The organism is Sinanaerobacter sp. ZZT-01 (assembly GCF_035621135.1).
GTDB lineage: Bacteria > Bacillota > Clostridia > Peptostreptococcales > Anaerovoracaceae > IOR16.
Genome location: NZ_CP141728.1, coordinates 2,538,951 through 2,564,702 on the forward strand (window position 1 = coordinate 2,538,951; position 25,752 = coordinate 2,564,702).

The window sequence follows — 25,752 nt, forward strand, 5'->3', positions numbered from 1 at the left end:
TCTATACTTTATCTGATAGATTTTCTTTATCATAGCAAATAAAAAGGGACTTCACAACTGAATGCAAAGCCCTTATATATAAAACCCCTTTTTGCCTAGTGAAAATAATCGGAAATATAATCCGGTGCAATTGTGGTATCCAGATAGCACTCAGTGGATACGGCGCCGCCATTTTTTGCTTCATAGACAATTTGAAAGCTATAGTACTGTTTGCCAGTTATTTGCATGTTGCTACTCAGTTCGTAGAGTTCTCGTATTTTATTCAAATCTTCAATTACAATCAAATTTTCTTGCTGCTGGGGAACTTCTAATTTTGGTGTGTAGTAAGCATCAAGATAAGGATCATATTTAGTTATTTTGTATGTTTTTTTATATTCCTCGTCATTGAGGTAAATGCCAATGGCGTATAAAGGGGCTTTTCTCATATAATCCGTATAAACAGTATAGTTGTTCTCATTCAGCCAGGCGATGGTATTGCTGTAATTGGGGCGGATGGCATATTCCATTAATCTAGTGGCATCTGTTGTATTCGGTGCGGGACCATTTAACTTAAGGTTTCGATCGGTATACTTAAGTTCAATGCGGCACAGAGGCAGATTAAATGTTTGTAGTTGTTCATACGTTAAATTTTTAATGTCTTTATTAATGGCAGATACCAATCCCTTTAAATCCGTGTTGGTGATGCTGGGATCAATCGCGGAAGTGATACTGCTGGTAAGTGTTGCTTGCTGTAAATCTTCTTTTGGTATTTTCATCAGAGGTAAATCTGAACGAAATTCACTGGATTCATAAAGAGCTTTTAAATTTTCGTTTTTCTCAATCAGCCATTGGGGGACTTCATAATATCGATTTAAAACTCGTCCGGATTTTGTCTTGTATGTCAATAAGATAGGGGAAAATAAATTTACAGAATCTGTTTTGCCCTCTAGTATTTTATCCTTGTTATCAATGATTTGACGGTGAAAGCGCAGAATGCTTTGTATGTTTTCCGGATTACTGTATTTTGTGATTAGCTCATCGTAACCTCTGTAATCGTTGTAATTATACGAAAAGCCAGATAAAGCATAGTCCATAGAAACTGTCTGCATATTGTTTTCTGCTGGGAGTCGTTTTTCATAGGAAATGACATCAAATTCTAAAGAAATAAAGAAAATGGCAGCGATTACAAGGTAAATACTAAAGCTTTTTAAGGAAGTAAAATTAAAAATTCGAACATTTTTTTTTACGATGATTCTACCGATTAAGAATCCTATAAGCGCACCGCAAAAATAGCCAACATAAGTATCATAGCTGCCCAAAGAATTAAAGTATGTTCCCATTATACTCATTGATAAAAATGTGATTAAGTAACAGATAATCGGTTCGCAAAAGGGATAAACCAGCATATCAGATACTTTTTCAAGGTTTCTTTTTTCATATAAAAATGCCGAAAGAACAAAAAATATGAGGATTGCGGCGATATAGAAACCATATTGGAGGGGGGTGAAATTTTCTGTTGAATACATGGCAGCAAGGAGTGGAGAGAGATTGTAAGCAAACGCTTCGCCGCTTTTTGTATAAAAACCGAAAAGATATTTTTCAAAATATACAATTAATATGGAGTAGAGTACAGGAAGAAGAAAGTTGAAAGCAATGGCTGAGCAAAAATGCATCAGCGTATTCCCAGTAATAATTCCGGAAAAAACCGAAATGGTATACAAAAATATTACGATCAAAAGCGATTGTAGTATCCAAGCAAGAATGATAGTTCTTGAAAAGATATTTTCTGCAGCGGTTAAAGTGTCTTCTTGCATAACTGGTTTACTGATGGCAAGAAGAATCAAACCATTCGCAATAATCGGGCTAGCAATTAAGACAATGCCGGATAAAAAGTGGCTGATATAAAGCGTGATTCTCTGAAAGGGCATTGCGTGTATTACAGCAACAGAACTCACGTTTTGAAGGTAGCGAAAAAGCACTACAGCGGTAGTGACTGGGAGCGTCAAATGGGTCAGCAAAAAAAGAGGATTTATATTGTGTAAAATATTAACGATATAGTAAGAGATACTCGTTAAATCTTGGTAGCCTAAAAGAATTGGGAAGACACCGGAAAAAAAATAAATTAAAAATCCGATTATGGAAATTGGCCAGTATCGTCGGAAGTCTTCTTGTATTAATGGTCTAGATATGTTAGAACAAAATGCTTTGTATGTCATGATCTTTACCTCCTAATTCATAAATAAAGATTTCTTCTAACGATAGTGGAAGAAGGTCAAGCAAAATTGGATTGTGTTCATTTATAATATTTTCCACAACATCCCTGCGGTTTTGTATGATTAATAAATCGACACTGCCGCGGTTCTCCTTGTATAGAACATTGAGACCTTGATAAGGGTTTTCCGGTTTCACTTTAAAGGCAACTTGGATTTTATGAATATCGGTTTTCAACTCATCCAAATCACGCTCTAATTTCATTTTGCCTTTACTTAGAATTCCGATACTATCGCATATCCCTTCCATCTCACGAAGATTATGAGAAGAAACCAAAACTGTCATTTTGCGTTCGCTGACATCTTCTACAATGTGTTTCCAAACCAATTTTCGTACAATTGGATCAAGCCCGTCGATCGGTTCATCCAATATGAGGTAATTTGGCATTGCAGACATTGTCAAAACAAAAGCCGCTTGTTTTTGCATGCCTTTTGAAAATTTGCTCAATCTTTTTTTATCATTTAGTTTGAATTGAGAAAGCATTTGCTCATAACGTTTTTGACTCCAATTTGGATAAACAGAAGCATAAAATTTAGCGGAATCTTTTAAATTGTAAGAGGAAAAAAAATAGAGATCATCTGGAATGTACCCGATGCGTTCTCTTAATTTCATATTATTTTCAATGGATTCACCATTTATAGCGATGCTTCCGTTATCTGGTTTAAAAATACCGACTAAGAGTTTTATGAGTGTGGTTTTTCCTGAACCGTTTTCACCGATCAGCCCGTAAATCGAACCGGTTTTTACATGAAGATTTAAGTCAGTTAATGCAGGAACACCGTCAAAAGATTTATCAAGTTGAGTGATTTTAATCATGATAAAATACTCCTTTTTCAATGAATTGTTTTATAAGGCCAGTAATCTCATCTGGTTGAAGCCCTAGATACTGTAATTCCATAATGTCATTTTGAATGCGATGTTTTAGTTCTTCTAATTTCCATTTATCTGTGTTCCTGTCTTTCTTTTCAGCAACAAAGCAGCCGGAACCGCCTATTGTGTAAACGTATCCGTCTTTTTCTAATTCCCGGTATGACTTTAGAATTGTATTTGGATTTACTGTTAAAGTCTTGGATAATTCACGCACAGATGGAAGCTTTTCGTTGGGTGTCAGCACTTCTGTGAGAATTAATTCCTTTATTTTATCGACTATTTGTTCATAGATTGATTTTCTGGATTTCAAGTCCAATTGAAACATAATATCCCCTCTTTTCGTACTTCTAACTGTACTATATGAAATAGTACAGAGTCAATCATTTATTACATATTTAAATACCGGATTGAATAAAATTGGTAATTATCCTATTAATCTGTAAATAGTATGCTAAATATACCATATTTTGAAAATTCAATTTAGTTTGAAAATAATTCGAATGCGTGATAAAATGATTGCCAAAGAAATAACAAAGGTAAAAAATTCAAAAAAATCACAGTAGAAGGAGTATTAAAGTAAGAAAAGAAACAGAGAATTCATTTTAATTAGTTAGGGAGGTTTGAACAGAATGAGCAGATTGGATATCAAAACTCGAGATCGTGCCCAAACAGTAGTGGAAGGCCTATACAAAGATCTAGAGCGAAGAATCATAGCAAGTCCACCGGGGTTATGTCCCGTTGATATGGCTTCTTCGTTTTTAAAACTTTGCCACGCACAGACCTGTGGCAAATGTGTGCCGTGTCGAGTAGGTCTGGGCCAATTGGAGCATTTACTGGATGATGTTTTGGATTTGAGCGAAGATACGGATTTGGAAATCATTTCATTGATTGAACGGACAGCTAAAACAATACGGGATTCGGCTGATTGTGCCATAGGAACTGAGGCTGCTAATATGGTGCTTCGGGGGTTGTACGGATTTCGTGAAGACTATATGGAGCATGTAACAAATAACAGATGTGTTTCTACGATTCAGAATTTAAAACAACCGGTTCCTTGCGTCGCACTATGTCCGGCAGAAGTAGATATCCCAGGATATATTTCATTGGTTTTAGAGGATCGATGTGAGGATGCGATACGCCTGATTCGAAAAGATAACCCGTTTCCAACCGTTTGTGCCTTGATTTGTGAACACCCGTGCGAAGCGAGATGCCGTCGTAATTTAATCGATGCCCCAATCAATATTCGAGGAATGAAACGGTATGCGGTTGACCATTGTGGGAAAGTTGAAGTTCCAAAGCGAATGGAAGATACAGAAAAAAAAGTAGCAATCATCGGCGGCGGACCGAGCGGATTAAGTGCAGCTTATTTTCTATCGCTAATGGGTCACCAAGTAACTGTGTTCGAAAAAAGAACTCATTTGGGTGGTATGCTTCGTTATGGGATACCAAGTTATCGTTTACCTCGAGAAAGATTACAAGAGGATATTGATGCAATTTTATCCACTGGGGTAGAAATAAAGATCGATTCTGATATTGGAAGCGAAGACTCTATTCAAAAATTAAGAGATGAATATGATGCTGTTTACATTTCAATCGGAGCACATACACACAAAACAATCGGCATTGAAGGTGAATATTCAAGGGGTGTCATTTCAGCTGTTGAAATCTTACGAAGCATGGGCGATGATACCATGCCTGATTTTAAAGACAAGCAGGTTGTCGTAATCGGCGGTGGAAATGTCGCCATGGATGTGGCGAGAACAGCAAAGCGTCTTGGAGCGAAAAAAGTTAGCATTGTGTATCGTAGAAGAAGACAGGATATGACTGCGCTTTCTGAGGAAATAGAAGGTGCGATTGCAGAGGGCTGTGAACTGCTGGATCTAAAAGCACCATCTCGAATTGAGTCCACTAAAGAAGGGGATGTAGAAAGTCTTTATGTAAAACCGCAGATTGCAGGAAAAGCGGATAAGGCAGGCCGCCCGAAGCCGATGGATGCACAAGCGAAGGAGGAATGCATTCCTTGTGAAATCATTATCTCTGCTATTGGGCAGGCTACAGATTCTGAGCATTTCGAACAGTACGGTATTCCGATTAATCGAGGGAATATTGTGGCAGCGAGATCAAGCGGAATTGAAAGTATTCCTGGTATTTTTGCAGGCGGAGATTGTGTAAGCGGCCCTTCAACAGTGATAAATGCCGTAGCCGCCGGGAAGGTTGCGGCAGCAAACATTGACAGCTATTTGGGTTATCACCACATGATCGAATGTGATATAGAGATACCGGCTCCTCGCCACGGTGACCACCCGCCATGTGCACGTGTTGAAATGAAAGAACGGCTGCCGGGTGAACGAGGTGGTGACTTCAGCGAAATTGAAAAAGGAATGACGGAGGAAGAAGCAAAGTATGAAGCGTTACGCTGCCTAAGGTGCGATCATTACGGGCTGGGTGTCTTTAAAGGAGGAAGAGTGAAAAAATGGTAAAATTGGTGATAGACGGAAAAAATGTAGCGGTTTCTGAAGGGACTACCATTTTGGATGCAGCCGAAAAAGCGGGAATCCATATTCCTCATCTATGTTACTTAAAAGACATTAATGAAATAGGTGCTTGCCGTGTCTGTATTGTTGAAAAAAAAGGAATGGAGAAACTCATCACTGCCTGCAGCAACGAAGTAGAAGAGGGAATGGAAATTTATACAAATAGTCCAAAGGTTCGTTCAACAAGAAAAGTAAATGTAGAATTGATTCTGTCGGATCATGATTGCATGTGTGCAACCTGTGTAAGAAGCGGCAATTGCAGCCTTCAAAAAATAGCAAATGATTTAGGCATTGTAGAAATTCCGTATAAGAGGATTGCGGAAAAACATAGATGGGATAAAAATTTTCCTTTAATTCGAGATGCTTCTAAATGTATTAAATGTATGAGATGCATTCAAATCTGCGATAAGGTGCAGGATTTGCAAGTTTGGAATGTATCTGGCAGCGGATACCGCACAACTGTCGGTGTGATGCAGAATTTAAAAATTCAAGATGCAAATTGCTCCCTTTGCGGGCAGTGCATCACCCATTGTCCAGTCGGTGCACTGAGAGAAAGAGACGATGTGAGCCGGATGTTTGAGGCACTTGCAGACCCTGATAAGATTACAATCGTTCAGGTAGCACCGGCTGTTCGTACTGCTTGGGGAGAAGGAATTGGACTGTACAAAGAAGAAGCGACGATGGGAAGGCTGGTCAGTGCATTACGCAGCATGGGATTTGACTATATTTATGATACGACCTATGCAGCAGATTTGACGATTATGGAAGAGGGCAGTGAATTTTTAGAGAGATTTCAAAACCGTAAAGAATATAAATGGCCGATGTTTACTTCCTGTTGTCCGGGCTGGGTTCGTTTTGTAAAATCACAGTACCCGGATATGGCTGAAAATCTTTCCTCTGCTAAATCACCGCAGCAGATGTTCGGAGCGATTACAAAAACTTATATTGCAGATAAACTTGGAATTTCATCAGAAAAAATATTTGCAGTATCGCTTATGCCCTGCGTTGCAAAAAAATATGAGTGTGATGTAGAAAGTTTGTCGGACGCTGGATTTGGTCAGGATGTCGATTTGGTATTGACTACAAGAGAACTTGACCGCATGATTCGTGCAGATCATATCAAAGCGGATGATTTAAAGGAAGAAGCATTTGATGACATGTTTGGCGTTTCTACAGGGGCCGGCGTAATTTTCGGAGCGACCGGAGGTGTTATGGAAGCAGCACTCCGCAGTGCATATTTTCTATTGACGAAAAAGAACCCTAATCCGGAAAGCTTTCGACGTGTACGAGGATTGGATGGTTGGAAGGAAGCCGTTTTTGAAATAGAAGGAAATGCGATTCGTGTTGCGGTGGCAAGCGGACTTGGAAATACTAGAAAATTGATTGAAGCCATTCGAAAAAATGAAGTGAATTATGATTTTGTAGAAATCATGGCATGTCCGGGAGGCTGTGCAGGAGGCGGGGGACAGCCAATTCATGACAACATGGAAATGGCAGAGGAAAGAGGAAAAATTCTTTATGGATTAGATCGGAATGCTAATTTGCGTTTTTCTCATGAAAATCCATCGATCCAAAAGACTTATGAAGAGTTCTTGGGAACTCCGCTGTCTGAAAAATCACATCACTTGCTGCATACGGATGTGACACAATGGGAGCCCAATAAATGACTGTCATGTAAAGAGAGATAAATTCAAAATATAAAAATAAAAAGACATTTTATCCCTTCTGATGAAATGTCTTTTTACATGGATGCAGAAACAATTAAAAGGGGCAGCTTATATGAAAATTATAATAGACTGAAAAACGGTATTTTAGGTGTTTACAAAACCTTCTGAAAATTAATATAATGAAATAAGGACAAAAGAAAAGGAGCAACAAATGAAGAAGATTGTAATTTTAGATGGTTATACCATTCATCCGATGACGGAAGAACTTCAATGGTTTAAAGAACTAGGTGCTGTCACAATCTATGAGTCTACACCAGATGAATCAGCGGCCGCACGGATTGGAGATGCAGAAATTGTTTTCACCGATAGCACCTATATTGGAAAAGAAGTATTCGATTGTTGCCCGAACCTAGAATGGATCGGCATCTTAGCCACGGGTACTAATTCTGTTGACTTAGAATATGCAAAATCAAAAGGAATCCCTGTTTGTAATGTACCTGCCTATGGGACAAATGCTGTTTCTCAATGTGCATTTGCCCTTTTACTCTATGCGTGCGGACATTTAAAGGAACACTTAGAGTATGCCAAAAATAGACTTTGGTGTACACAGCAGACCGTTCCTTATTGGAACCATCCATCGTACGAGCTGGAAGGTAAGGTTATGGGAATGATTGGATTCGGCAGAATCGGAAAGCAGAGCGCGAAAACAGCATTAGCTTTTGGAATGAAGGTTCTTGTTTTTTCGAACTATCCAGATAAAGGGCTGGAAACCGAGAATTTAAAATTTGTTTCTAAGGATGAGCTGCTCGCAAATGCGGATGTACTTTTCCTGCATTGCCCGTTAACAGAAGAGAACGAAGGCCTGATTAACAAAGAAAGTATAGCTAAGATGAAAGATGGGGTAATATTGGTAAATACTGCACGCGGCAAATTGATTCATGAATTCGATTTGTTTGAAGCGCTTCAATCGAAAAAAATAGCTTTTGCATGTCTTGATGTATTGGCAGAAGAACCACCGAGTTGTAATAATCCACTTTTTACCTTAGACAATTGTTTTATTACGCCGCACGTAGCATGGACATCAGAAGAAGCCCGTATTCGCATCTGCCAAATTGCTTCTGAAAATTTACGAGTATTTTTAGATGGACAACTCTTAAACTGCGTTAATTTCTAATGAGGAAAATAAGAAAAAATAATGAATGCTTTTGAAATTGGTACTGTTAAAAAGTGATAAATTGGCTCTTTTCAACATGACAATTACTTTCTATAATAGGAATATCTTTTATTGTAGAAATAGGAAAATACAGGAGGGAAGAGCTATATGGATACTAAATATGTTATGATTATTCAATGTGAGTTTGCAAGGCAACGCTGTAGTGGTTTTGCATGTACAAATGGATTTTACAACCGGGAAGATGGATTTAAAGATTATGAGGATAATGTTCGTTACATCGCGATGACATGCGGAGGTTGCTGCGGGACAAGTCTTGCCGCAAAGCTGGAGCATTTTTCAAAGAAGATTGCGAAAAATACAGATGTAAAGAAGAAAGAGGTTGCAGTACATTTGTCTTCTTGTATGGTGACAGATAATTACCATCATGACCGATGTCCAAATGTGGATTATATAAAAGCACTGATCCAAAAAAAGGGATATCATAGAATTCTTGAAGGAACTTATATCAGTAAAACTGCTGAGAAAAAGCGTGAAAAAGGAGAATACAAACGCTACTAAGGAGTGACGAGGTGATCATAATCAAAGAAAAAGAGTATGAGCCGAAATACATCCAGATTTATCAATATTTTAAACATCAAATTACAACAGGCAAGCTGGTAGCAGCGAGCAGACTTCCTTCTACCAGAAGTTTAGCTGATTCTATGGGAGTGAGTAGAAATACGGTAGAAGCAGCTTATCAACAGCTTTGTACAGAAGGATACCTTACGAGCAAGGCAGGAAGTGGATACGTAGTACTTCCATTTGATGTATCTCTTTATAATGATTCTGCATTAGAAAAAGAAGAAATGGTTTTTGAAGAGGAAAACAGCAATACGGATGATGATAAACGAATCCAGTTTGACTTTATGTATGAGAATATGAATTTGGATGATTTTCCTATGCGTGCATGGAAAAAGGCATTGAATGAAATTCTTAATTCCAGTAATGTGGATTGTTTTAGCTCGTATAATGATCGAAACGGTGAGAGAGAATTTCGAGTGGAAATTATGAAGTATTTATATTTTTCCAGAGGAGTTCGCTGTAAACCAGAGCAGATCGTACTTACTTCTGGTACGATATCTTCATTGAGTTTGCTCTGCCAGTTGTTCATGAGTGAATACGATTCTGTTGCAGTGGAAGAGCCTTGCTATAATAGTGCGAGAGCTGCATTTAAAAATCATAAAATGCAGATCAAGCCAATTCCGATTGAGGAGGATGGTATCTGTGTTTCCCTCTTAAAAGAATCTAAGGCGAAACTGTTATATACGACACCGTCGCATCAATTCCCAACTGGAAAAGTGATGGGTGTCAATAAGCGGCTCCATTTGATTCAATGGGCAGAAGAAAAAGATGCTTACCTCATTGAAGATGATTATGACAGCGAATTGAGATATAATAGCAAACCGATACCATCCATGCAGTCTTTGGACTACAAAGGGAGAGTCATCTATATCAATACATTTTCAAAAGCATTTGTTCCGAGCCTTAGGATGAGTTTTATGGTATTACCCCAATCTTTATTAAAAAGATATCATAAAAAATTTTCTAAATATAACTGCACCGTATCATGGATTGAGCAAAAGGCTATGCAGGCTTTCATGCAGAATGGAGATTGGAGCAGACACTTAAGGAAAATCTGTACAGCAAATAAAAAAAAGCACGATATGTTGCTAAATGTCATTCATCAATGTATGAAAGACAAAATAGTGATTCATGGGAGTCATGCCGGATTGCATATTTTGCTTGAAATTAAGAATGGAATGAAAGAAAAAGAATTGATAAGAAGTGCAGAAGCGGTTGGCGTACAAGTATATCCGGTATCGGTGCATTGGGCCAACCCACAGAATTATAATGATAATATGGTCTTAATTGGGTACAGTAGTCTGAGTGAGGAAGAAATTAAAGAAGGAATACACTTATTGCGATCCGCTTGGTTTGACTTTAAGGTTGAGTAAAAATATGAATAGGGGTTATATTAAAAAACTTACTTCCTAAGAATATACGGTTTCAATGGAAGTAAGATTTTTTGAATGTTTCAGACTCCATGATTTTTTTGCTGTGCGTATTCAAGAAGATTTTTTTGAACGGCCGTATAACGTTTTTTGCCGATTGGAATTTTCATATGATTGGTTAAGGTAAGTTCATAACGTGTAATCTTAATGATGTGCTTTATATTGGCAAGGTAGCTCTTATGAACACGTACAAAATGCAGCATAGGCAATTTATTTTCCAGATTGTTCAGCGTGCCGGTAAAGGTTATTGTTTCATTGTTTGTTTTATGTAAAAGGATCGTTCGATTATAAATTTCAAAATATAGGATATCAGAAAGAGGGATATGAATGAAACCATTTGCTGTTTGCAATAAAAATTGTTTTGGAATATTTTTTTCAAGAGCAAGCAGTAAGGCAGATTCCAATTTTGATTGTTCAATCGGTTTTATAAGATAGTGAATCGGATGAACATCGTAGCTGTCTACGGCATAATCCCGACTGGAAGTTATAAATATCAAATCAATCTGATTTCCATTTTCACGTAAATGACGTGCAAAATCAATTCCATTATCCTGACCGAGCAGAACATCTAAAAAAAGCAGGTGATATGTAATGCCTGTCTCTAAAGCTTCTGCTAAGCTCTGTAAATCTGTGAAGCTTTGAAAGTTAAAGTCTATATGTTTTTTTTCTAGAATTTTATTTATTTTATTTCGAAATTGCTTGTTGAAAGCAGTATCGTCGTCACATAGTGCAATGTTAAAAATAGTGGGTCTCCCCCCTTCTTGCATATAATTTTTTCAACATGATATCACAGTTTAATAAAAAATCCAAAAGAAGCCACAGTTTACTCCATTCAGTGAATAGACTGCGACTTCTTATGTGAGAAGTATGCTTATTTTAGGCTTCTCTTTTTATTATGAAACCTTTCAAAGCAGGTTGGAAGCGAATGTATCATGTTGTTTCTAAATATATTTTCTATGTTTGGAAATATAATATTGCAAATTAAATCATTTATCCGATTGGTACTTGCGCAGTCAAGTTATTTTCTAATTCTACAGGCTATTTTTTCTTTTTTAAATATATTTACGCAAATGGGTCTGTGTGCGCGTGAACGGGAATAATAAAGGGGATAGAATTTATTTATATAACAAAGTTATTTTTATTATATCTAAAATGATATATAATTTTTTTGAGAAAATTGGAAATACGATCATGATACTGCTGCGTCTGTGAAGAATCGGGCAATAATCTGGATTGAGTGGACCAAAACATAGGAAATAGGAAGGCGAAGCTATGAAGATATTAATTGATGCGGATGGATGTCCGGTTGTTGATATAACCGTGCAGATGGCGAAGAAATATCAAATAGAATGTATCCTTTTATGCGATACATCCCATTTTTTTGAGAGAGACGGAGCTGAGGCGATTATTGTTGCAAAAGGGCCTGACAGTGTTGATTTTGCACTGGTGAACTTAGTGAATAAGGGTGACGTAGTGATCACGCAGGATTACGGTCTGGCTGCAATGTGCCTGGCGAAAGGGGCACTTCCAATCAGTCAAAATGGAATGATTTACAGTAAAGATAATATGGACGCATTATTAATGCAGAGGCATAATTTAAGAAAAATACGCATGGCCGGAGGCCGACATAAAGGAATGACGAAAAGATCAAAAGAGCAGAATCAAGAGTTTGAGGCGGTTTTGAAAAGTGTACTGGAAGGCAAACGAAAGAAGGAAGAAAACAATGATCGTTTCACAGGGAAAGAATTTTATAGAAAAACTACAAGGTAAGACTGACGAATAAATACCTTGAGAAATACTATTTGTTTATGATTTATTAATTTGACAATACTGTGAAAAGAGTGGAGAATAAAGATACAATATCGAAAAAGGAGATTATTATGGAAACAAATATGGGAAGTAGTGAGAATAGTGTACAAAGAACGATGGTATTGCCAGAAAAGCCACGAAAGAGAAGAATAGGATTGTGGATTTTTCTTGGCATTTTGGCGTTATTTTTCTTGATTGTACTGATTGCATTTTTTTTCAGAGATGATTCGGATTATTCGTATGCTATTAATGAACCCTACATTGCTACCGTTTATGTTGAAGGAACGATTGCTTCCTCGAATGTAGATTCTTTAGGTCTCGCGACCGGTTATCAGCATAGTTGGACGTTGGATCAATTAGATTACCTGATGGCGGATGAAAACAATAAGGGCTTGGTAGTATTTGTCGATTCACCGGGAGGCGGCGTTTATGAAAGTGATGAATTATATTTAAAAATAAAAGAATACCAACAAAATACAAAAAATCCAGTTTATGCGATGATGGGGAATATGGCAGCATCAGGCGGATATTATATTTCGGCACCTGCTGATAAAATTTATGCGAATCGCAATACTTGGACGGGTTCTATCGGTGTAACAATGGGGTCACTTTTCGATGTTTCTGAGCTTTTAGAGAAATATGGAATAAAAGTAAATACACTTACTTCAGGCGCAAATAAAGCAATGGGAAGCCCTGTAGAACCAATGACAGAAGAGCAGCGCGCTATTTTTCAGTCGTTAATAGATGAAGCATATGAGCAGTTTACAGGTATCGTTTCAGAGGAACGTGATATCCCGATGGCGGATACTAAAAAGCTTGCAGATGGAAGAATTTACACAGCAAAGCAGGCATTAAAACTAAATCTTGTAGATGCGATTGGCACATATGATCAGGCATTAACGGATATGCGCACTACTTATGATTTGATGAATTGCAAGCAGGTTGATGTGGTTTATAAAAATAACTCTTTATTTGGAAGTCTGCTGGCTGAAAGCGGTGTGTCTAATCTATTGTCATCAATGATAAAGTTAAAAGGACAGAGCGACGTGACCGAGGTATTAAGCTTGGTGAATGACCATAAGGAGCTTCCGGTCAGCTATTTATGCGATTACTTAAAATAGAGGTTTGTGCATGAATGAAAAAATAATAACGCAAAAAAAGATGCCCTTGCTGGATGCAATTGAGAAATATAATAAGAAAAAACCAGCCTATTTTTGCACTCCGGGACATCGCTATGAAAAAGGAGTTAATCTGCGTTTTCGAAAGCTTGTGGGAGATGCAGTCTTTTCTTTTGATTTGACAGAAACTCCTTATACGGATGACCTTCATAATGCGATGGGAGCAATTTGGGAGGCAGAGGAATTAGCGAGAAAAAGTTTTGGAGCCGATGATACACATTTTCTCATCAACGGTACAACTTGCGGCAACCAGGCAATGATTTTGTCGGCTGCATTTGAGGGTGAGAAGATCGCAATACCGAGAAATGCCCATAAATCAGTCCTGATGGGATTAATTTTAAGCGGGGCAGAACCAATCTACCTGATGCCTGAAATTTCTCAGGACACAGGACTTTTGGGAGGGATTACAACCGAAAGTGTAGAAGAAATGTTTGCAGAAAATCCGGATTGTAAAGGTGTATTGGTCGTCAGCCCAACTTATTATGGTATATGCAGTGATTTAAGCAGCATTGCTGCAATCTGCCATAAAAGGGATGCTGTGCTTTTAGTAGATGAAGCACACGGAGCACATTGTTACTTTTCTGATTTGCTTCCAAAAGGAGCATTAGAGCAGGGGGCAGATATGTGTGCACAAAGTATTCATAAAGTGGCAGGGGCGTTGACACAGAGCTCGATGCTTCATGTAAAATCCAAATTAATTGATCAGCAGCGTGTAGATGCAAATCTGCACTTAGTGCAGAGCACAAGTCCTTCGTATTTACTCATGGCTTCATTGGACGCGGCTAGATACGATCTGGAAAATAAGGGGAAAGCTTTGATTTCTAAAGCAGTAGAGCTTGCAGAATACGTAAGAGCTGCGTTAAAACCCATTAGAGGGATTCGGTGTATTGGCCGAGAAATTGTTGGCACAGCCGGTATTAACGATCTGGATATTACCCGTTTAACAATCAGCGCATTTGAGCTGGGGCTGAGCGGGTATTGCTTAAAAGATATCTTATTTGAAGAATATAATTGTGATGTCGAACTTGCAGATGACAAAAACATTTTGGCAATTATCACTTTTGCAAATACAAAAGAGGATATGGATCAGCTTTTAAATGCTTTATCCTGCATCGCCGCTATGCATCAAGATGGAGAACCTGTTATACGCCATGAGATATTTCCGGCAAGTCCCGAACAGGTGCTTTCACCCAGAAAGGCATATTTTTCTCGAAAAGAGGATGTTGAATGGAAAGATGCAGTTGGAAGAATTGCAGGAGAATTAATTGCGCCGTATCCACCGGGGATTCCGGTTATTTATCCTGGTGAACGCATGAGTCAAGAAATCTGGGATTTTATTGAAGAATATCGAATTCATAAAAGACATTTTCATGGACCGGCGGATAGTAAATTAAGATACTTTAAGGTGATTAAGGATGAATCAGATGATTAAATTGATTTAAAGGATTAGTCTAAAAATGTAATGTAACGAATGCCTGTAAATCAATAGAGAAAGGGTGTTAAGTTTATTACTTGACATCCTTTTTGTTTTATGCTATGCTTTACCATGTTGTATCAAAGGAGGACAGAATATGTTTGATAAGATCATAGAAGTCAGCATGCTATATGATTTTTACGGGCAATTGCTTTCTGAAAAACAGAGAACCTATTTTGAGCTTTATCACGAAGACAATTATTCTTTATCAGAGATCGGGCAAGAATATAATATAAGCCGACAAGGCGTATATGATGTTGTTAAAAAAGCAGAAAAGGCACTTTATAATTTTGAAAAGAAGTTAGGACTGGTTCAAAAATTTCTTGATACACAAAATGCCTTACATCAAATTGACCAAGTAATTGAGGCATTAATTTTTGAAAATAGTAAAAATACAAAGTTAGTGTGCAATCTGACACAGATTCGCAGCACGATAGGTAAATTAAACGATTAAAATAAAACAGGAGCATTCAATACAAGATACAGGAGTAATACAATGGCATTTGAAGGTCTTTCGGAAAAATTACAAGGCGTATTTAAAAAGCTTAAGGGAAAAGGCGTTTTGTCGGAATCGGACATTAATGAAGCAATGCGGGAAGTAAAACTGGCTTTGCTTGAAGCTGATGTAAACTTTAAGGTCGTAAAAGATTTTGTTTCCAAAGTTAAGGAAAAAGCATTGGGACAGGATGTCTTGGAGAGTTTGACACCTGCACAGCAAGTGATTAAAATTGTTAACGATGAATTGATTGAATTGCTTGGCGGTACCAATAGCAAGCTGACATTTTCCCCACGTGGATTTACCGTTATTTTAATGGCAGGTTTGCAGGGTACTGGTAAAACGACGACCTGCGGTAAGCTTGCCAGTTATTTAAAGAAAAACGGAAAAAAACCGATGCTTGCAGCCTGTGATATTTACCGTCCTGCGGCGATTGATCAATTAGAAATAGTCGGAAAAACAGTAGATGTGCCGGTTTTTACAATGAGAGAGTGCAGCGATGCGGTGCTCATTGCAGAAAAAGCCGTGAAAGAAGCGGAATACAAAGGGCACGACGTTCTTATTTTGGACACAGCGGGGCGTTTGCACATTGATGAAACCTTGATGGATGAATTGGTTTCTATTAAGAAAAAAACAAGACCGCATGAAATTTTGCTGGTTGTGGATGCTATGACCGGACAAGATGCGGTAAATGCGGCAAAAGCCTTTAATGAAGCATTGGGAATTGACGGAATTGTCATGACAAAGCTGGATGGTGACACACGAGGTGGTGCGGCACTTTCTGCAAAGTCCGTTACTGGAAAACCGATCAAATTCATGGGTATGGGTGAAAAACTAGATGCTTTAGAACCTTTCCACCCGGAGCGTATGGCATCACGAATTCTTGGCATGGGCGATATGATGAGCCTGATTGAAAAAGCACAAGAAAGCTTTGACGAGAAAAAGGCTGAAGAATTAGAAAAGAAAATGAAGAAAAACGAATTTACCCTGGAGGATTTTTTAGAGCAGTTTGGGCAAGTTCGTAAAATGGGCGGTTTGGCTAAAATTATGGATATGATGCCCGGCATGGGCGGTAAAGTAAACGATTCGGATATTGATCAAGGCGAGAAGGAATTAATGTATATGGAGGCGATCATTCAATCCATGACAAAGGAAGAGAGAAAAAATCCTTCTATTCTGAATGCCAGCCGAAGAAAACGCATTGCTGCTGGAGCCGGTGTTACGGTAAATCGTATTAATAACTTGATTAAGAAATATCAGGACACCAAGAAACTGATGAAACAGTTTGCAGGACCTAAATTTAAGAGAAACCGTATGTTTAAAGGGTTTTAATGAAAAATATGAAGGCCATAATGCTTGCAATTTTTGCAAGATGGTAGATACAATTTAACACAAGGAGGTGGAATAAATGGCAGTTAAAATTAGATTAAAGAGAATGGGTGCAAACAAGAAGCCTTTCTACAGAGTAGTGGTTGCAGACTCTCGTTCACCAAGAGATGGAAAATTCATTGAAGAAATTGGTTACTACAATCCGCTTGTAGATCCTGCTGATATTAAGATTGATGCAGAGAAAGCTAAGAAATGGATTGGAACTGGAGCACAGCCTACAGAAACCGTAAGAAGTCTTTTCAAGAAGTCTGGTATTATTGAATAAGAAAGCGGTGAATTGTTATGGTGGAACTAGTAGAAGCGATTGCAAAAGCACTCGTTGATGATCCGGAAGCAGTAGAAGTCAAGGAAGTTCAAGGACGTCAGGCAATCGTAATCGAACTGAAGGTTGCTCCGGATGACATGGGTAAGGTTATCGGTAAGCAGGGAAGGATCGCAAAGGCGCTTCGTACTGTTGTAAAAGCCGCAGCAACCAAATCAAATAAAAAAGTAATTGTAGAAATTATGCAATAAAAAGTATATTGATTCTAGAGTACTGCAGAAACGGGGCTGTCTGAAAAACGAAATGACAAACATGTCGATTGGTTTTAAGGCGGCTCCTTATTGTATACAAGTAAAAAAATGAGAGGACTTAAGCATGAAGGACAGAATTACCTTGGGTCAAATCACAAGTGCAGTTGGCATTAAAGGGGAAGTGCGGGTATTTCCTTATACGGATTCGATGGAACGTTTTTCACAAATTAAAACATTACAGATTGAAGAACAAGAATATACAATTGAGCGGGTCAGCTATCGAAAAAACATGGTTGTTTTGAAATTGGAGGGAATTACAGACCGCAATCTTGCAGAGCAGCAAAAAGGGAAAAAATTATATTTAAATAAGGAAGATATGTGGGAAATACCAGAGGATACCTATTTTGTTTCTGATCTTTTGGGGATGACTGTTTTCAATGAAAAGGGCGAAACGATTGGAATGTTGGTTGATGTGATACAAAATAGTGCGCAGGGTCTGTATCAAGTTGAGATGCAGAGTGGATATAGATTTTTAATCCCCGCTGTCAAAGAATTTATTCTGTCTGTATGCATAGAAGAAAAAACAATGATGGTGCGATTAATCGAAGGCTTGGTGGAACTATGAAAATTGATGTGCTGACATTATTTCCAGAAATGTTCTTACCGGTTACCGAGCATAGTATTTTAGGTAGAGCAAAGGAAAATCAGATTCTGGATATTCGATTGACAAATATCCGAGATTATAGCTTGGACAAGCATAAAAAAACTGACGACTACCCTTTTGGAGGAGGTGCTGGCATGGTTATGTCGGCCGATCCTGTTTTTCGATCATTAGAAGCCATTCAAGCAAAAGGAAAGCGGATGATATACATGTCTCCACGTGGGCGGATTCTTGATCATACATTGATTCAAGAACTCTCACAGGAGCCGGAGCTCATCTTGTTATGCGGACATTATGAAGGAATTGATCAGAGGATTTTAGATTATTGGAATATGGAGGAAGTTTCCGTAGGAGACTATATTTTAACCGGAGGGGAATTGCCGGCAATGATTTTAATTGATGCGGTGGCCCGATTTATTCCAGAAGTTCTTGGCAGCAGTGATGCAAATGTGGAAGAATCCATTTACAGCGGTTTATTGGAATATCCGCAATATACAAAACCGAGAAACTATATGGGACTGGAAGTCCCGAGTGTTTTGGTATCTGGAAACCATAAGAAAATTCATTTGTGGAAGCTTCAAAAATCCCTGGAAATAACAAAAGAGAGAAGACCGGATTTATGGGATTCTTTTATGGAAAAAAGTGGTGCACTGACAAAAGAAGAAAAGGTGATTTTACAGCAGCTTTTAGAGTCGGAAGACTTGTAGAAGCAAATGTTTTATTATATAATAAATAAAAAACATAAGTATTGAGGAAGAAGACTATGGCAAAGAAAAAAAACAACAGGAAAAGCCGTTTGATTTTGTTATTTTTCATTGCAGTCTTTGTTTTATTTGTCATCATATATATACTCCCCTCCGTGTCGGATGTCTTTAGAAGGACTTATGTTGCAGAATATGGTGGCATACAGGTAAGCGACAAAGTGACTTGCTATATTGTAAGAGAAGAGACCGTATATTTTGCAAATCGTTCCGGCACCATTCAATATTATTTAGGCGAAGGAACTAAAGTTAGAAAAAATACGAAGGTACTAGATATTTCAGCAGGAAGCGCAGAATATGAAGAGACAAAATATACGAAGATTTTGGATCGTATTCAAGGACAAGGCGTCACACCGGAACAATATGTGAGCAGCAATAATGGCTTGGTAAGCTATTATTTAGATGGATATGAAGCTTTGTTTCAACCGGATACCATGAAAGATTTAAGAAAAAAGCAACTCAAAGGATTGGAAATGGGTCTTGAAAATGTGACAAGAACTACGACATTAGCGAATGAACCCTTATTTAAAATTGTCAATAATAATGTCTGGTATGCAATTTGCTGGGTGGATGAAAAAAATATTGTCAAATATAAAGAAGGAAGAACGGTTACATTGCAGTTGCCTTTGGATGATGTAAATGGGCAGACGTTAGATATTATTGATGATGATGGCAGTTATATGGTTATTTTAAAATTTAATCGGTATTACGAAGATTTACCGCGAATCCGTAAAATAGAGGCGAATGTGATTACCGAGGATTATAAAGGATTGATTATTCCAAACCGCTGTATTACATCAGAAGATGGCAAGCCGGGAGTATATATTAAGGGTGTAGGAGGAGACAGTATTTTCCGACCAATCAAGGCAATAAGCAGTGACGGAGAGTATTCCCTTGTAGAAAATTCTTATTTTTACGAGGAAACGGAAGAGGGATCTGTTCGAGTTAAGACAATTGATGTGTATGACGAAATATTAACAAGCGGAAAACCGTAAAAACCATTGGGGGAGGTCTTACAAATGAGTTATATTAAAGAAAATATTGACCGCATCAATGCGCAGAAAAATGAAATTGCAAAATCAGTTGGCAAAAAAGAGAATGAGGTGCTGCTGGTTGCTGTAACAAAGACCAGAACAGCAGAAGAAATTAATGAAGCCATCGATGCTGGTATTACAGATATTGGCGAAAATAAGGTTCAGGAGATTATGGACAAGTTTGATCTCGTGAAACCGGTGCGTTGGCATTTAATTGGCCATTTACAGACAAATAAGGTAAAATATATTATTGATAAAGTCAATATGATTCATTCAGTGGATTCTTTAAAATTAGCAGAAGAAATTAATAAGCGTGCTGTTCAGCATAATTTGACTATGAACATTTTAATTCAGGTCAACTCTGCGCAGGAAGAAAGCAAATTTGGTATTACTACCGATGAAACTGGAAAAATGATTCAGACAATTTTAGAGAAGTGCTCAAATATCCGAATATGCGGTTTAATGTGCATTGCACCGTTTGATGAGAATTCGGATAATGTTCGCATCTATTTCCGTCAGGTAAAAGAGCTTTATGACCGATATGGCAGACAAGAGCATGAACGTTTGGATTTTCAATATTTATCTATGGGTATGTCTCACGATTTTGGAGTGGCGATTGAAGAAGGGGCGAATCTAATTCGTGTCGGCACCTCAATTTTCGGGGAGAGAGATTACAGCAAAAAAAAATAATGCGGAGGATAAGACAATGGGAGACGGAATTTTCAACAAGCTGAAGATGCTGGTGGGAATTGAAGAAGTTGATGAGGAAGATGAAGATGAAGAAGAAGAGACCATGGACTGGAAGCCAAGGGAGGTTCGCTCTTCTTATAATCAACAAAAAAATGAGAATAAAGAACTAAAGGAAAACAGGGTGGTGGCTATGCAAAACGTTACGAATCCCAGAACGACAAATCAATTTAAAATGGTGGTTATCGAACCAAAATCCTTTGATGAGAGCCCGAAACTTGTAGATAATTTAAAAGCGAAAAAACCAGTTATTATCAATTTGGAAAAATTGGAATCAGACACGGCACGAAAAATATTTGATTTTTTGAGCGGCGCTACCTATGCATTGAACGGAAATGTTGAAAAAATTGCAAATAATATTTTTGTCTTCGCTCCAGAAAATGTTGATGTTGCATCTTCTATAGATCAGAAAAATTTAAATTATTCCGATAATATAAAGAACCCATGGAGATAATAGGAGGGGGAATGGATGACATATATATTAGCTAGAGCGATCAGCTATTTTATTGAAATTGTAGTTACTCTTATTTTTATAGAAGCTTTGATGAGCTGGTTTGTAAGACCGGGGAGTAGTTTCTACCGATATTATTGCATGTTACATGCTTTAACGGAACCGATCGTTAATCCTTTTCGGCAGTTGACTTCCAGTATTGCCTATCGGACAGGAATTGATTTTGCACCATTGGTTGCAATTTTTGCGCTACAATTACTTGGAAGCGTTTTGGCTAAATTGCTGCTATTATTTTAACCGAGGAGGTTTATTATGATTACTCCGCTTGATATTCAAAACAAAGTATTTAGCAAGGGTGTACGTGGTTATAAAGAAGAGGAAGTGGATGGATTTTTAGATCTACTTACTTTAGATTTTGAAAATTTAATAGATCAAAATGAAAAATTAAAAGATCAAATAAAAAATTTAACAGCAGATTTAGAGACATATAAAAAATCGGAGAGTGCTGTATTAGAGACATTAGAGGCTGCGAAATCTCTAATGAGAGATATTTCTGCCAGTGCAGAAAAAAGAGCACAGATTCTTGTGAAAAATGCAGAATTGGATGCAGAGTTGATTTTGAGAGAAGCAAAAGAGTCGGTTGAAAGATTGACAGAAGAATCTCAGTCCTTGAAAAGCCGGCTTGGTATTTTCCGCACACGATATAAAACTCTTTTGGAATCAGAGTTGCAAAAATTTGATATTTTAAGCACTGAAATTTTTGCAGACGAGAATATGGAGGAACTTCAGGAAATTACAAAAGGTGAGATTTTTCAAGATGAAGATGGTGCAGGGAATTTCAAAACGATTACGAATCTAAGAATAGGAGATAAACGCTAGTTGTATTATGTTGTTATAATTGCAGCTGTAGTTGCATTGGATCAGGTTACAAAGTATTTGGTACAGGTGAATATGGATTTAAATCATACCATCCCGATTCTTGATGGTATTTTTCACTTTACGTACATTCATAATTACGGGGCAGCTTTTCGAATTCTAGAAAATCATCAGATTTTTTTATTATCAGTAACCGGTTTGGTTATCATTGGAATGTTTTTGTATCTGCTATGGAAAAGGAAAACAGGACATATCCTGTTTTTAATCAGTGTAGCACTCATTATCGGGGGCGGAATCGGGAATTTTATCGACCGTGCACTTCAAGGCTATGTTGTTGATTTTTTTGATTTTCGAATCTGGCCGATTTTTAATATTGCAGATATTGCAGTTGTCTGCGGTTGCATTTTGTTTAGCTTTTTCATTTTGTATTGGGAGCCACGTTTGCATAAGAAGGCACAAATTCAGTGTGGTGAGGAAGAGTGATGACAGAGGAACAAAATACAATTCATAGTTTTGAAATAGATGAATCAAATGCTGGCAAGCGTATAGATGCAGCTTTACCTGGTCTGATATCTGACGTTTCAAGAAATCATATTCAAAAATTAATTGAAGAAGGACAAGTAAAGGTAAATGGTAAGGTACAGTCTTCCAAAAAATATAAAGTGGGTCAAGGAGATTTTATTTCAGTTACTTTGCCGAAGCCGCAGAAACTAAAAGTAGAAGCACAAGACATCGATTTGAAAATTGTTTATGAGGATAAAGACCTTTTGGTGGTAAATAAGCCGAAGGGTATGGTTGTGCATCCTGCTGCGGGGAATACAGAAGGTACTTTAGTAAATGCGCTGTTGTATCACTGTACGAATTTGTCCGGGATTAACGGCGTGATCCGGCCGGGGATCGTGCATCGGATTGATAAGGATACCAGTGGTCTTCTTATGATAGCAAAAAATGATACGGCACACCGCTCTTTGACAAAGCAACTTTCCGAACATACAATAACGCGTGCTTACCGTGCAATCGTCTATCATAACTTCTCGGAAGACACAGGGAGAATTGATGCACCAATTGGAAGAGATCCGAAAAATCGATTGAGGATGGCAGTTACAACACAGAATGGCAAGCATGCTGTAACACATTACACTGTATTGGAACGGTTTGGCGATTTTACTTATATTGAAGCAAAGTTAGAAACGGGTCGCACCCATCAAATTCGAGTGCATATGGCGTACAAAAAACATCCACTTTTGGGAGATGAGGTGTATGGACCTAAAAAGGGAATATTTGGAGTCAAATCGCAGATGCTGCATGCGAAGGTTTTAGGATTTATTCATCCTGTAAGTGGAGACTATATGGAATTTGAAAGTGATTTACCAGAGGAATTTGAAGCTGTTTTAGAAAAGTTAAGAAAGCGGAAATAGGTATAATATATGGGCAAGGTGTTATTTAAGCCCGGAACGATGCTAAACCCTGTACCGGTGGTTTTGGTATCGTGTGGGGCTTCTCTTGAAAAAAGAAATTTAATTACTGTAGCATGGACTGGGATTGTAAATTCAGAACCTCCTATGGCGTATATTTCAGTGAGGAAATCAAGGTATTCTCATGCAATTATTTATAGGGAGAGAGAATTTGTAATCAATTTGACAACGGAGAAGCTCGTGAAGCAGACAGATTATTGCGGGGTGAAATCTGGTCGGGATGTAGATAAATTTAAAGAAATGGAATTGACTCCCTTTCAAGGTGAGATTGTGAAGTGTCCTATGATACAGGAGTCGCCTGTCAATTTAGAATGTAAAGTTAAAGAGATATTAAGTTTTCCGTCACACGATATGTTTTTAGCAGAGATTGTTGCGGTTCATGCAGATGATACTCTGATTAATGAAAAAGGACGGTTTCAGTTAGAAAAAGCAGGGCTGATTTGTTACAGCCATGGAGAATACTTTGGACTTGGGAGAAAACCATTAGGCAGTTTTGGCTATTCGATCATGAAAAAGAAAACAAAAAAACGAAGAATACTTGAAAGGACTGCTTCTAAATATCAGAAGAGATAAGGATAGAACGTAGGTCTGATTTACCAAATAGGGGCGTACTTCTATCAGATAAAATGGAGAAAATATGTACCGTATTTTAATTGTTGAAGACGAACTTGTGATTGCGGAGGCATTGAAAGAACACTTGTCAAAGTGGGGATATGATGTGACGTATATTACGGATTTTAAAGAAATAATGGCACAATTTATTCGCTTTAATCCACAGATGGTATTGATGGATATCTCTTTACCTTTTTTGAATGGATACCATTGGTGTACGGAAATTCGAAAAATTTCCAGTGTGCCGATTGTTTTTTTATCTTCCGCTGCGGACAATTTAAATGTTGTAATGGCGATAAACATGGGAGCGGATGACTTTATTGCAAAACCGTTTGATTTAAGTGTATTGACTGCGAAAATACAAGCTCTGATGCGAAGAAGCTATTCTTTGTCTGGACAAGTGAATGTCATGGAGCATAAAGGTGTGATCTTAAATATATCAAGTGCAACCTTAGCCTACGAAAATGAAAAAATTGAATTGACCAAAAATGATTTTAAATTGATGCAGATTTTATTCGAAAAAGCAGGAACGGTCGTTTCAAGAGATAGTATCATGACGAGGCTTTGGGAAGATGATAATTTTGTTGATGATAATACATTGACTGTAAATATTGCAAGGATTCGAAAAAAACTTGAAGATATTGGGCTTACTGACTTCATAAAGACGAAGAAAGGCATTGGGTACTTTATCGAATGAAAAAAGAAGAGCAGAGTTTATATTTTATCATTTCCTATTTTAAGGAACATATAAAGCATATATTTTTGTATGGAATGTTTTGTCTTATTTTCACATCTGTATTTTTCTTATATGATCTTCCCATTGAAGCCGTTGGTTATGCAGCATTTCTCTGTGCAATTTTGGGATGTTTTTTTATAGCTTACGATATTCTAATTCAATATAAAAAACATAAGTCCCTGCTAGAAATAAAAAATGGAATAGCGGTTGATTTAAAACAACTTCCTGAAGCTAAAACGAATATAGAAAAGGATTATCAAATTCTTTTAAAAGAACTTTTTTTAAAAAAACAGATTATGGAATCCACTTATTCTATATCGAGAAAGGATATGATGGACTATTATACGTTGTGGGTGCATCAGATTAAGACACCGATTACAGCTATGAGTCTACTTTTGCAATCCGATGATTCAAAAAAAAGTATGTCTTTACGGCAAGAGTTGTTTCGAATTGAGCAGTATGCTGAAATGGTATTACAGTACCTTCGGATTGAGAACATGTCTTCGGATTTAATGTTGGAAAAATACGATATTGAAAAAATTGTGAGACAAGCCGTAAAAAAATATGCGTCTGTTTTTATTTATAAACACATTCGTTTTACATTAAAGCCGTTAAATGCGAACGTGCTGACGGATGAAAAATGGCTTTGTTTTGTCATTGAGCAGCTGTTATCGAATGCTTTAAAATATACAAATGAAGGAGATATTTGTATTTATATGAAGCCTGATGCTGAAAAGCAGCTTGTTATAGAAGATACTGGAATTGGCATCAGCCAAGAAGATCTGCCACGTGTCTTTGAACAGGGATTTACAGGATATAATGGGAGGATGCATAAAAAAGCAAGCGGGCTCGGATTGTATTTATGCCTTCAGATTTTGAAAAAGCTTTCGCATAAAATTTTTATTGAATCAGAACCAAATTGCGGAACAAAAGTAATTTTAGATTTATCTTCCAAAGAAGTTGAAATTGAATAAACCTTACAAAATTGAAAGCT

The 25,752-nt window shown here is 37.5% G+C and carries 28 protein-coding genes; 24 read left to right on the forward strand and 4 right to left on the reverse strand.

The window, feature by feature from the left end:
* Positions 1-95 precede the first annotated feature (95 nt).
* Genes U5921_RS12300 through U5921_RS12310 form a run of 3 tightly spaced genes read right to left on the reverse strand, consistent with a single transcriptional unit; the run spans position 96 to position 3,445 of the window.
* Complete coding sequence (locus tag U5921_RS12300) at positions 96-2,195, reverse strand: hypothetical protein (RefSeq protein WP_324823753.1); 2,100 nt, start codon at positions 2,193-2,195, stop codon at positions 96-98.
* Entirely contained in the window at positions 2,170-3,066 is an 897-nt protein-coding gene (locus U5921_RS12305; RefSeq protein WP_324823754.1) for an ABC transporter ATP-binding protein, read from the reverse strand. Before U5921_RS12305 ends, U5921_RS12300 begins: the two co-directional genes overlap by 26 nt.
* A complete protein-coding gene (locus tag U5921_RS12310) occupies positions 3,059-3,445 on the reverse strand; it encodes a GntR family transcriptional regulator (RefSeq protein WP_324823755.1) in 387 nt (128 codons plus the stop codon). Before U5921_RS12310 ends, U5921_RS12305 begins: the two co-directional genes overlap by 8 nt.
* Positions 3,446-3,749: 304 nt before the next feature.
* Here U5921_RS12310 and U5921_RS12315 point away from each other — a divergent pair, with 304 nt between their 5' ends.
* From U5921_RS12315 to U5921_RS12335, 5 genes are all read left to right on the forward strand, one after another.
* Complete coding sequence (locus U5921_RS12315; RefSeq protein WP_324823756.1) at positions 3,750-5,600, forward strand: NAD(P)-binding protein; 1,851 nt, start codon at positions 3,750-3,752, stop codon at positions 5,598-5,600.
* The gene (locus tag U5921_RS12320; protein ID WP_324823757.1) at positions 5,594-7,321 is read left to right on the forward strand and encodes an NADH-dependent [FeFe] hydrogenase, group A6; all 1,728 of its coding nucleotides are present in this window, start codon (positions 5,594-5,596) and stop codon (positions 7,319-7,321) included. Before U5921_RS12315 ends, U5921_RS12320 begins: the two co-directional genes overlap by 7 nt.
* Before the next feature lie 211 nt (positions 7,322-7,532).
* Positions 7,533-8,495 (forward strand): D-2-hydroxyacid dehydrogenase, encoded by a 963-nt coding sequence (locus U5921_RS12325; protein ID WP_324823758.1) that lies wholly within the window; start codon positions 7,533-7,535, stop codon positions 8,493-8,495.
* 147 nt (positions 8,496-8,642) lie between these two features.
* Complete coding sequence (locus U5921_RS12330) at positions 8,643-9,053, forward strand: CGGC domain-containing protein (protein ID WP_324823759.1); 411 nt, start codon at positions 8,643-8,645, stop codon at positions 9,051-9,053.
* A gap of 11 nt (positions 9,054-9,064) precedes the next feature.
* The gene (locus U5921_RS12335) at positions 9,065-10,489 is read left to right on the forward strand and encodes a PLP-dependent aminotransferase family protein (protein ID WP_324823760.1); all 1,425 of its coding nucleotides are present in this window, start codon (positions 9,065-9,067) and stop codon (positions 10,487-10,489) included.
* 80 nt (positions 10,490-10,569) lie between these two features.
* On the opposite strand, the gene U5921_RS12340 is transcribed toward U5921_RS12335, so the two are convergent.
* Positions 10,570-11,313, reverse strand: a complete 744-nt coding sequence (locus tag U5921_RS12340; protein ID WP_324823761.1) for a LytTR family DNA-binding domain-containing protein — start codon at positions 11,311-11,313, stop codon at positions 10,570-10,572.
* 505 nt (positions 11,314-11,818) lie between these two features.
* Between U5921_RS12340 and U5921_RS12345 the strand changes: the two genes are divergently transcribed.
* From U5921_RS12345 to U5921_RS12435, 19 genes are all read left to right on the forward strand, one after another.
* Positions 11,819-12,316, forward strand: a complete 498-nt coding sequence (locus tag U5921_RS12345; protein ID WP_324823762.1) for a YaiI/YqxD family protein — start codon at positions 11,819-11,821, stop codon at positions 12,314-12,316.
* Between the two features lie 110 nt (positions 12,317-12,426).
* Positions 12,427-13,476 carry a signal peptide peptidase SppA gene (sppA, locus tag U5921_RS12350; protein ID WP_324823763.1) on the forward strand — a complete coding sequence of 350 codons (1,050 nt, stop codon included), beginning with the start codon at positions 12,427-12,429 and terminating at the stop codon, positions 13,474-13,476.
* Between the two features lie 10 nt (positions 13,477-13,486).
* A complete protein-coding gene (locus U5921_RS12355; protein WP_324823764.1) occupies positions 13,487-14,965 on the forward strand; it encodes an aminotransferase class I/II-fold pyridoxal phosphate-dependent enzyme in 1,479 nt (492 codons plus the stop codon).
* A 139-nt stretch (positions 14,966-15,104) separates the two neighbouring features.
* On the forward strand, positions 15,105-15,461 hold the full coding sequence (ylxM, locus tag U5921_RS12360; RefSeq protein ID WP_324823765.1) for a YlxM family DNA-binding protein: 357 nt from the start codon (positions 15,105-15,107) through the stop codon (positions 15,459-15,461).
* A 42-nt stretch (positions 15,462-15,503) separates the two neighbouring features.
* A complete protein-coding gene (ffh, locus tag U5921_RS12365; RefSeq protein WP_324823766.1) occupies positions 15,504-16,835 on the forward strand; it encodes a signal recognition particle protein in 1,332 nt (443 codons plus the stop codon).
* A gap of 76 nt (positions 16,836-16,911) precedes the next feature.
* Entirely contained in the window at positions 16,912-17,157 is a 246-nt protein-coding gene (gene rpsP / locus U5921_RS12370) for a 30S ribosomal protein S16 (RefSeq protein ID WP_324823767.1), read from the forward strand.
* 17 nt (positions 17,158-17,174) lie between these two features.
* A complete protein-coding gene (locus U5921_RS12375; RefSeq protein ID WP_324823768.1) occupies positions 17,175-17,405 on the forward strand; it encodes a KH domain-containing protein in 231 nt (76 codons plus the stop codon).
* A 124-nt stretch (positions 17,406-17,529) separates the two neighbouring features.
* Positions 17,530-18,030 (forward strand): ribosome maturation factor RimM, encoded by a 501-nt coding sequence (gene rimM, locus U5921_RS12380; protein ID WP_324823769.1) that lies wholly within the window; start codon positions 17,530-17,532, stop codon positions 18,028-18,030.
* Entirely contained in the window at positions 18,027-18,773 is a 747-nt protein-coding gene (gene trmD, locus U5921_RS12385; protein WP_324823770.1) for a tRNA (guanosine(37)-N1)-methyltransferase TrmD, read from the forward strand. Before rimM ends, trmD begins: the two co-directional genes overlap by 4 nt.
* Positions 18,774-18,829: 56 nt before the next feature.
* On the forward strand, positions 18,830-19,822 hold the full coding sequence (locus tag U5921_RS12390; RefSeq protein ID WP_324823771.1) for an HlyD family efflux transporter periplasmic adaptor subunit: 993 nt from the start codon (positions 18,830-18,832) through the stop codon (positions 19,820-19,822).
* A gap of 24 nt (positions 19,823-19,846) precedes the next feature.
* Positions 19,847-20,551: a YggS family pyridoxal phosphate-dependent enzyme gene (locus tag U5921_RS12395; protein ID WP_324823772.1), complete on the forward strand. Its 705-nt coding sequence runs from the start codon at positions 19,847-19,849 to the stop codon at positions 20,549-20,551.
* Between the two features lie 16 nt (positions 20,552-20,567).
* Positions 20,568-21,062, forward strand: a complete 495-nt coding sequence (locus U5921_RS12400; RefSeq protein WP_324823773.1) for a cell division protein SepF — start codon at positions 20,568-20,570, stop codon at positions 21,060-21,062.
* A 15-nt stretch (positions 21,063-21,077) separates the two neighbouring features.
* Positions 21,078-21,356 (forward strand): YggT family protein, encoded by a 279-nt coding sequence (locus U5921_RS12405; RefSeq protein ID WP_324823774.1) that lies wholly within the window; start codon positions 21,078-21,080, stop codon positions 21,354-21,356.
* 15 nt (positions 21,357-21,371) lie between these two features.
* Entirely contained in the window at positions 21,372-21,938 is a 567-nt protein-coding gene (locus U5921_RS12410; protein WP_324823775.1) for a DivIVA domain-containing protein, read from the forward strand.
* Positions 21,939-22,418 carry a signal peptidase II gene (lspA, locus tag U5921_RS12415; RefSeq protein WP_324823776.1) on the forward strand — a complete coding sequence of 160 codons (480 nt, stop codon included), beginning with the start codon at positions 21,939-21,941 and terminating at the stop codon, positions 22,416-22,418.
* Positions 22,418-23,353, forward strand: a complete 936-nt coding sequence (locus U5921_RS12420; RefSeq protein ID WP_324823777.1) for an RluA family pseudouridine synthase — start codon at positions 22,418-22,420, stop codon at positions 23,351-23,353. Before lspA ends, U5921_RS12420 begins: the two co-directional genes overlap by 1 nt.
* A 9-nt stretch (positions 23,354-23,362) precedes the next feature.
* The gene (locus U5921_RS12425) at positions 23,363-23,983 is read left to right on the forward strand and encodes a flavin reductase family protein (RefSeq protein WP_324823778.1); all 621 of its coding nucleotides are present in this window, start codon (positions 23,363-23,365) and stop codon (positions 23,981-23,983) included.
* Positions 23,984-24,047: 64 nt separating this feature from the next.
* On the forward strand, positions 24,048-24,719 hold the full coding sequence (locus tag U5921_RS12430) for a response regulator transcription factor (RefSeq protein WP_324823779.1): 672 nt from the start codon (positions 24,048-24,050) through the stop codon (positions 24,717-24,719).
* Entirely contained in the window at positions 24,716-25,732 is a 1,017-nt protein-coding gene (locus tag U5921_RS12435; protein WP_324823780.1) for a sensor histidine kinase, read from the forward strand. The genes U5921_RS12430 and U5921_RS12435 overlap by 4 nt, the downstream gene beginning before the upstream one ends.
* Positions 25,733-25,752 lie beyond the last annotated feature (20 nt).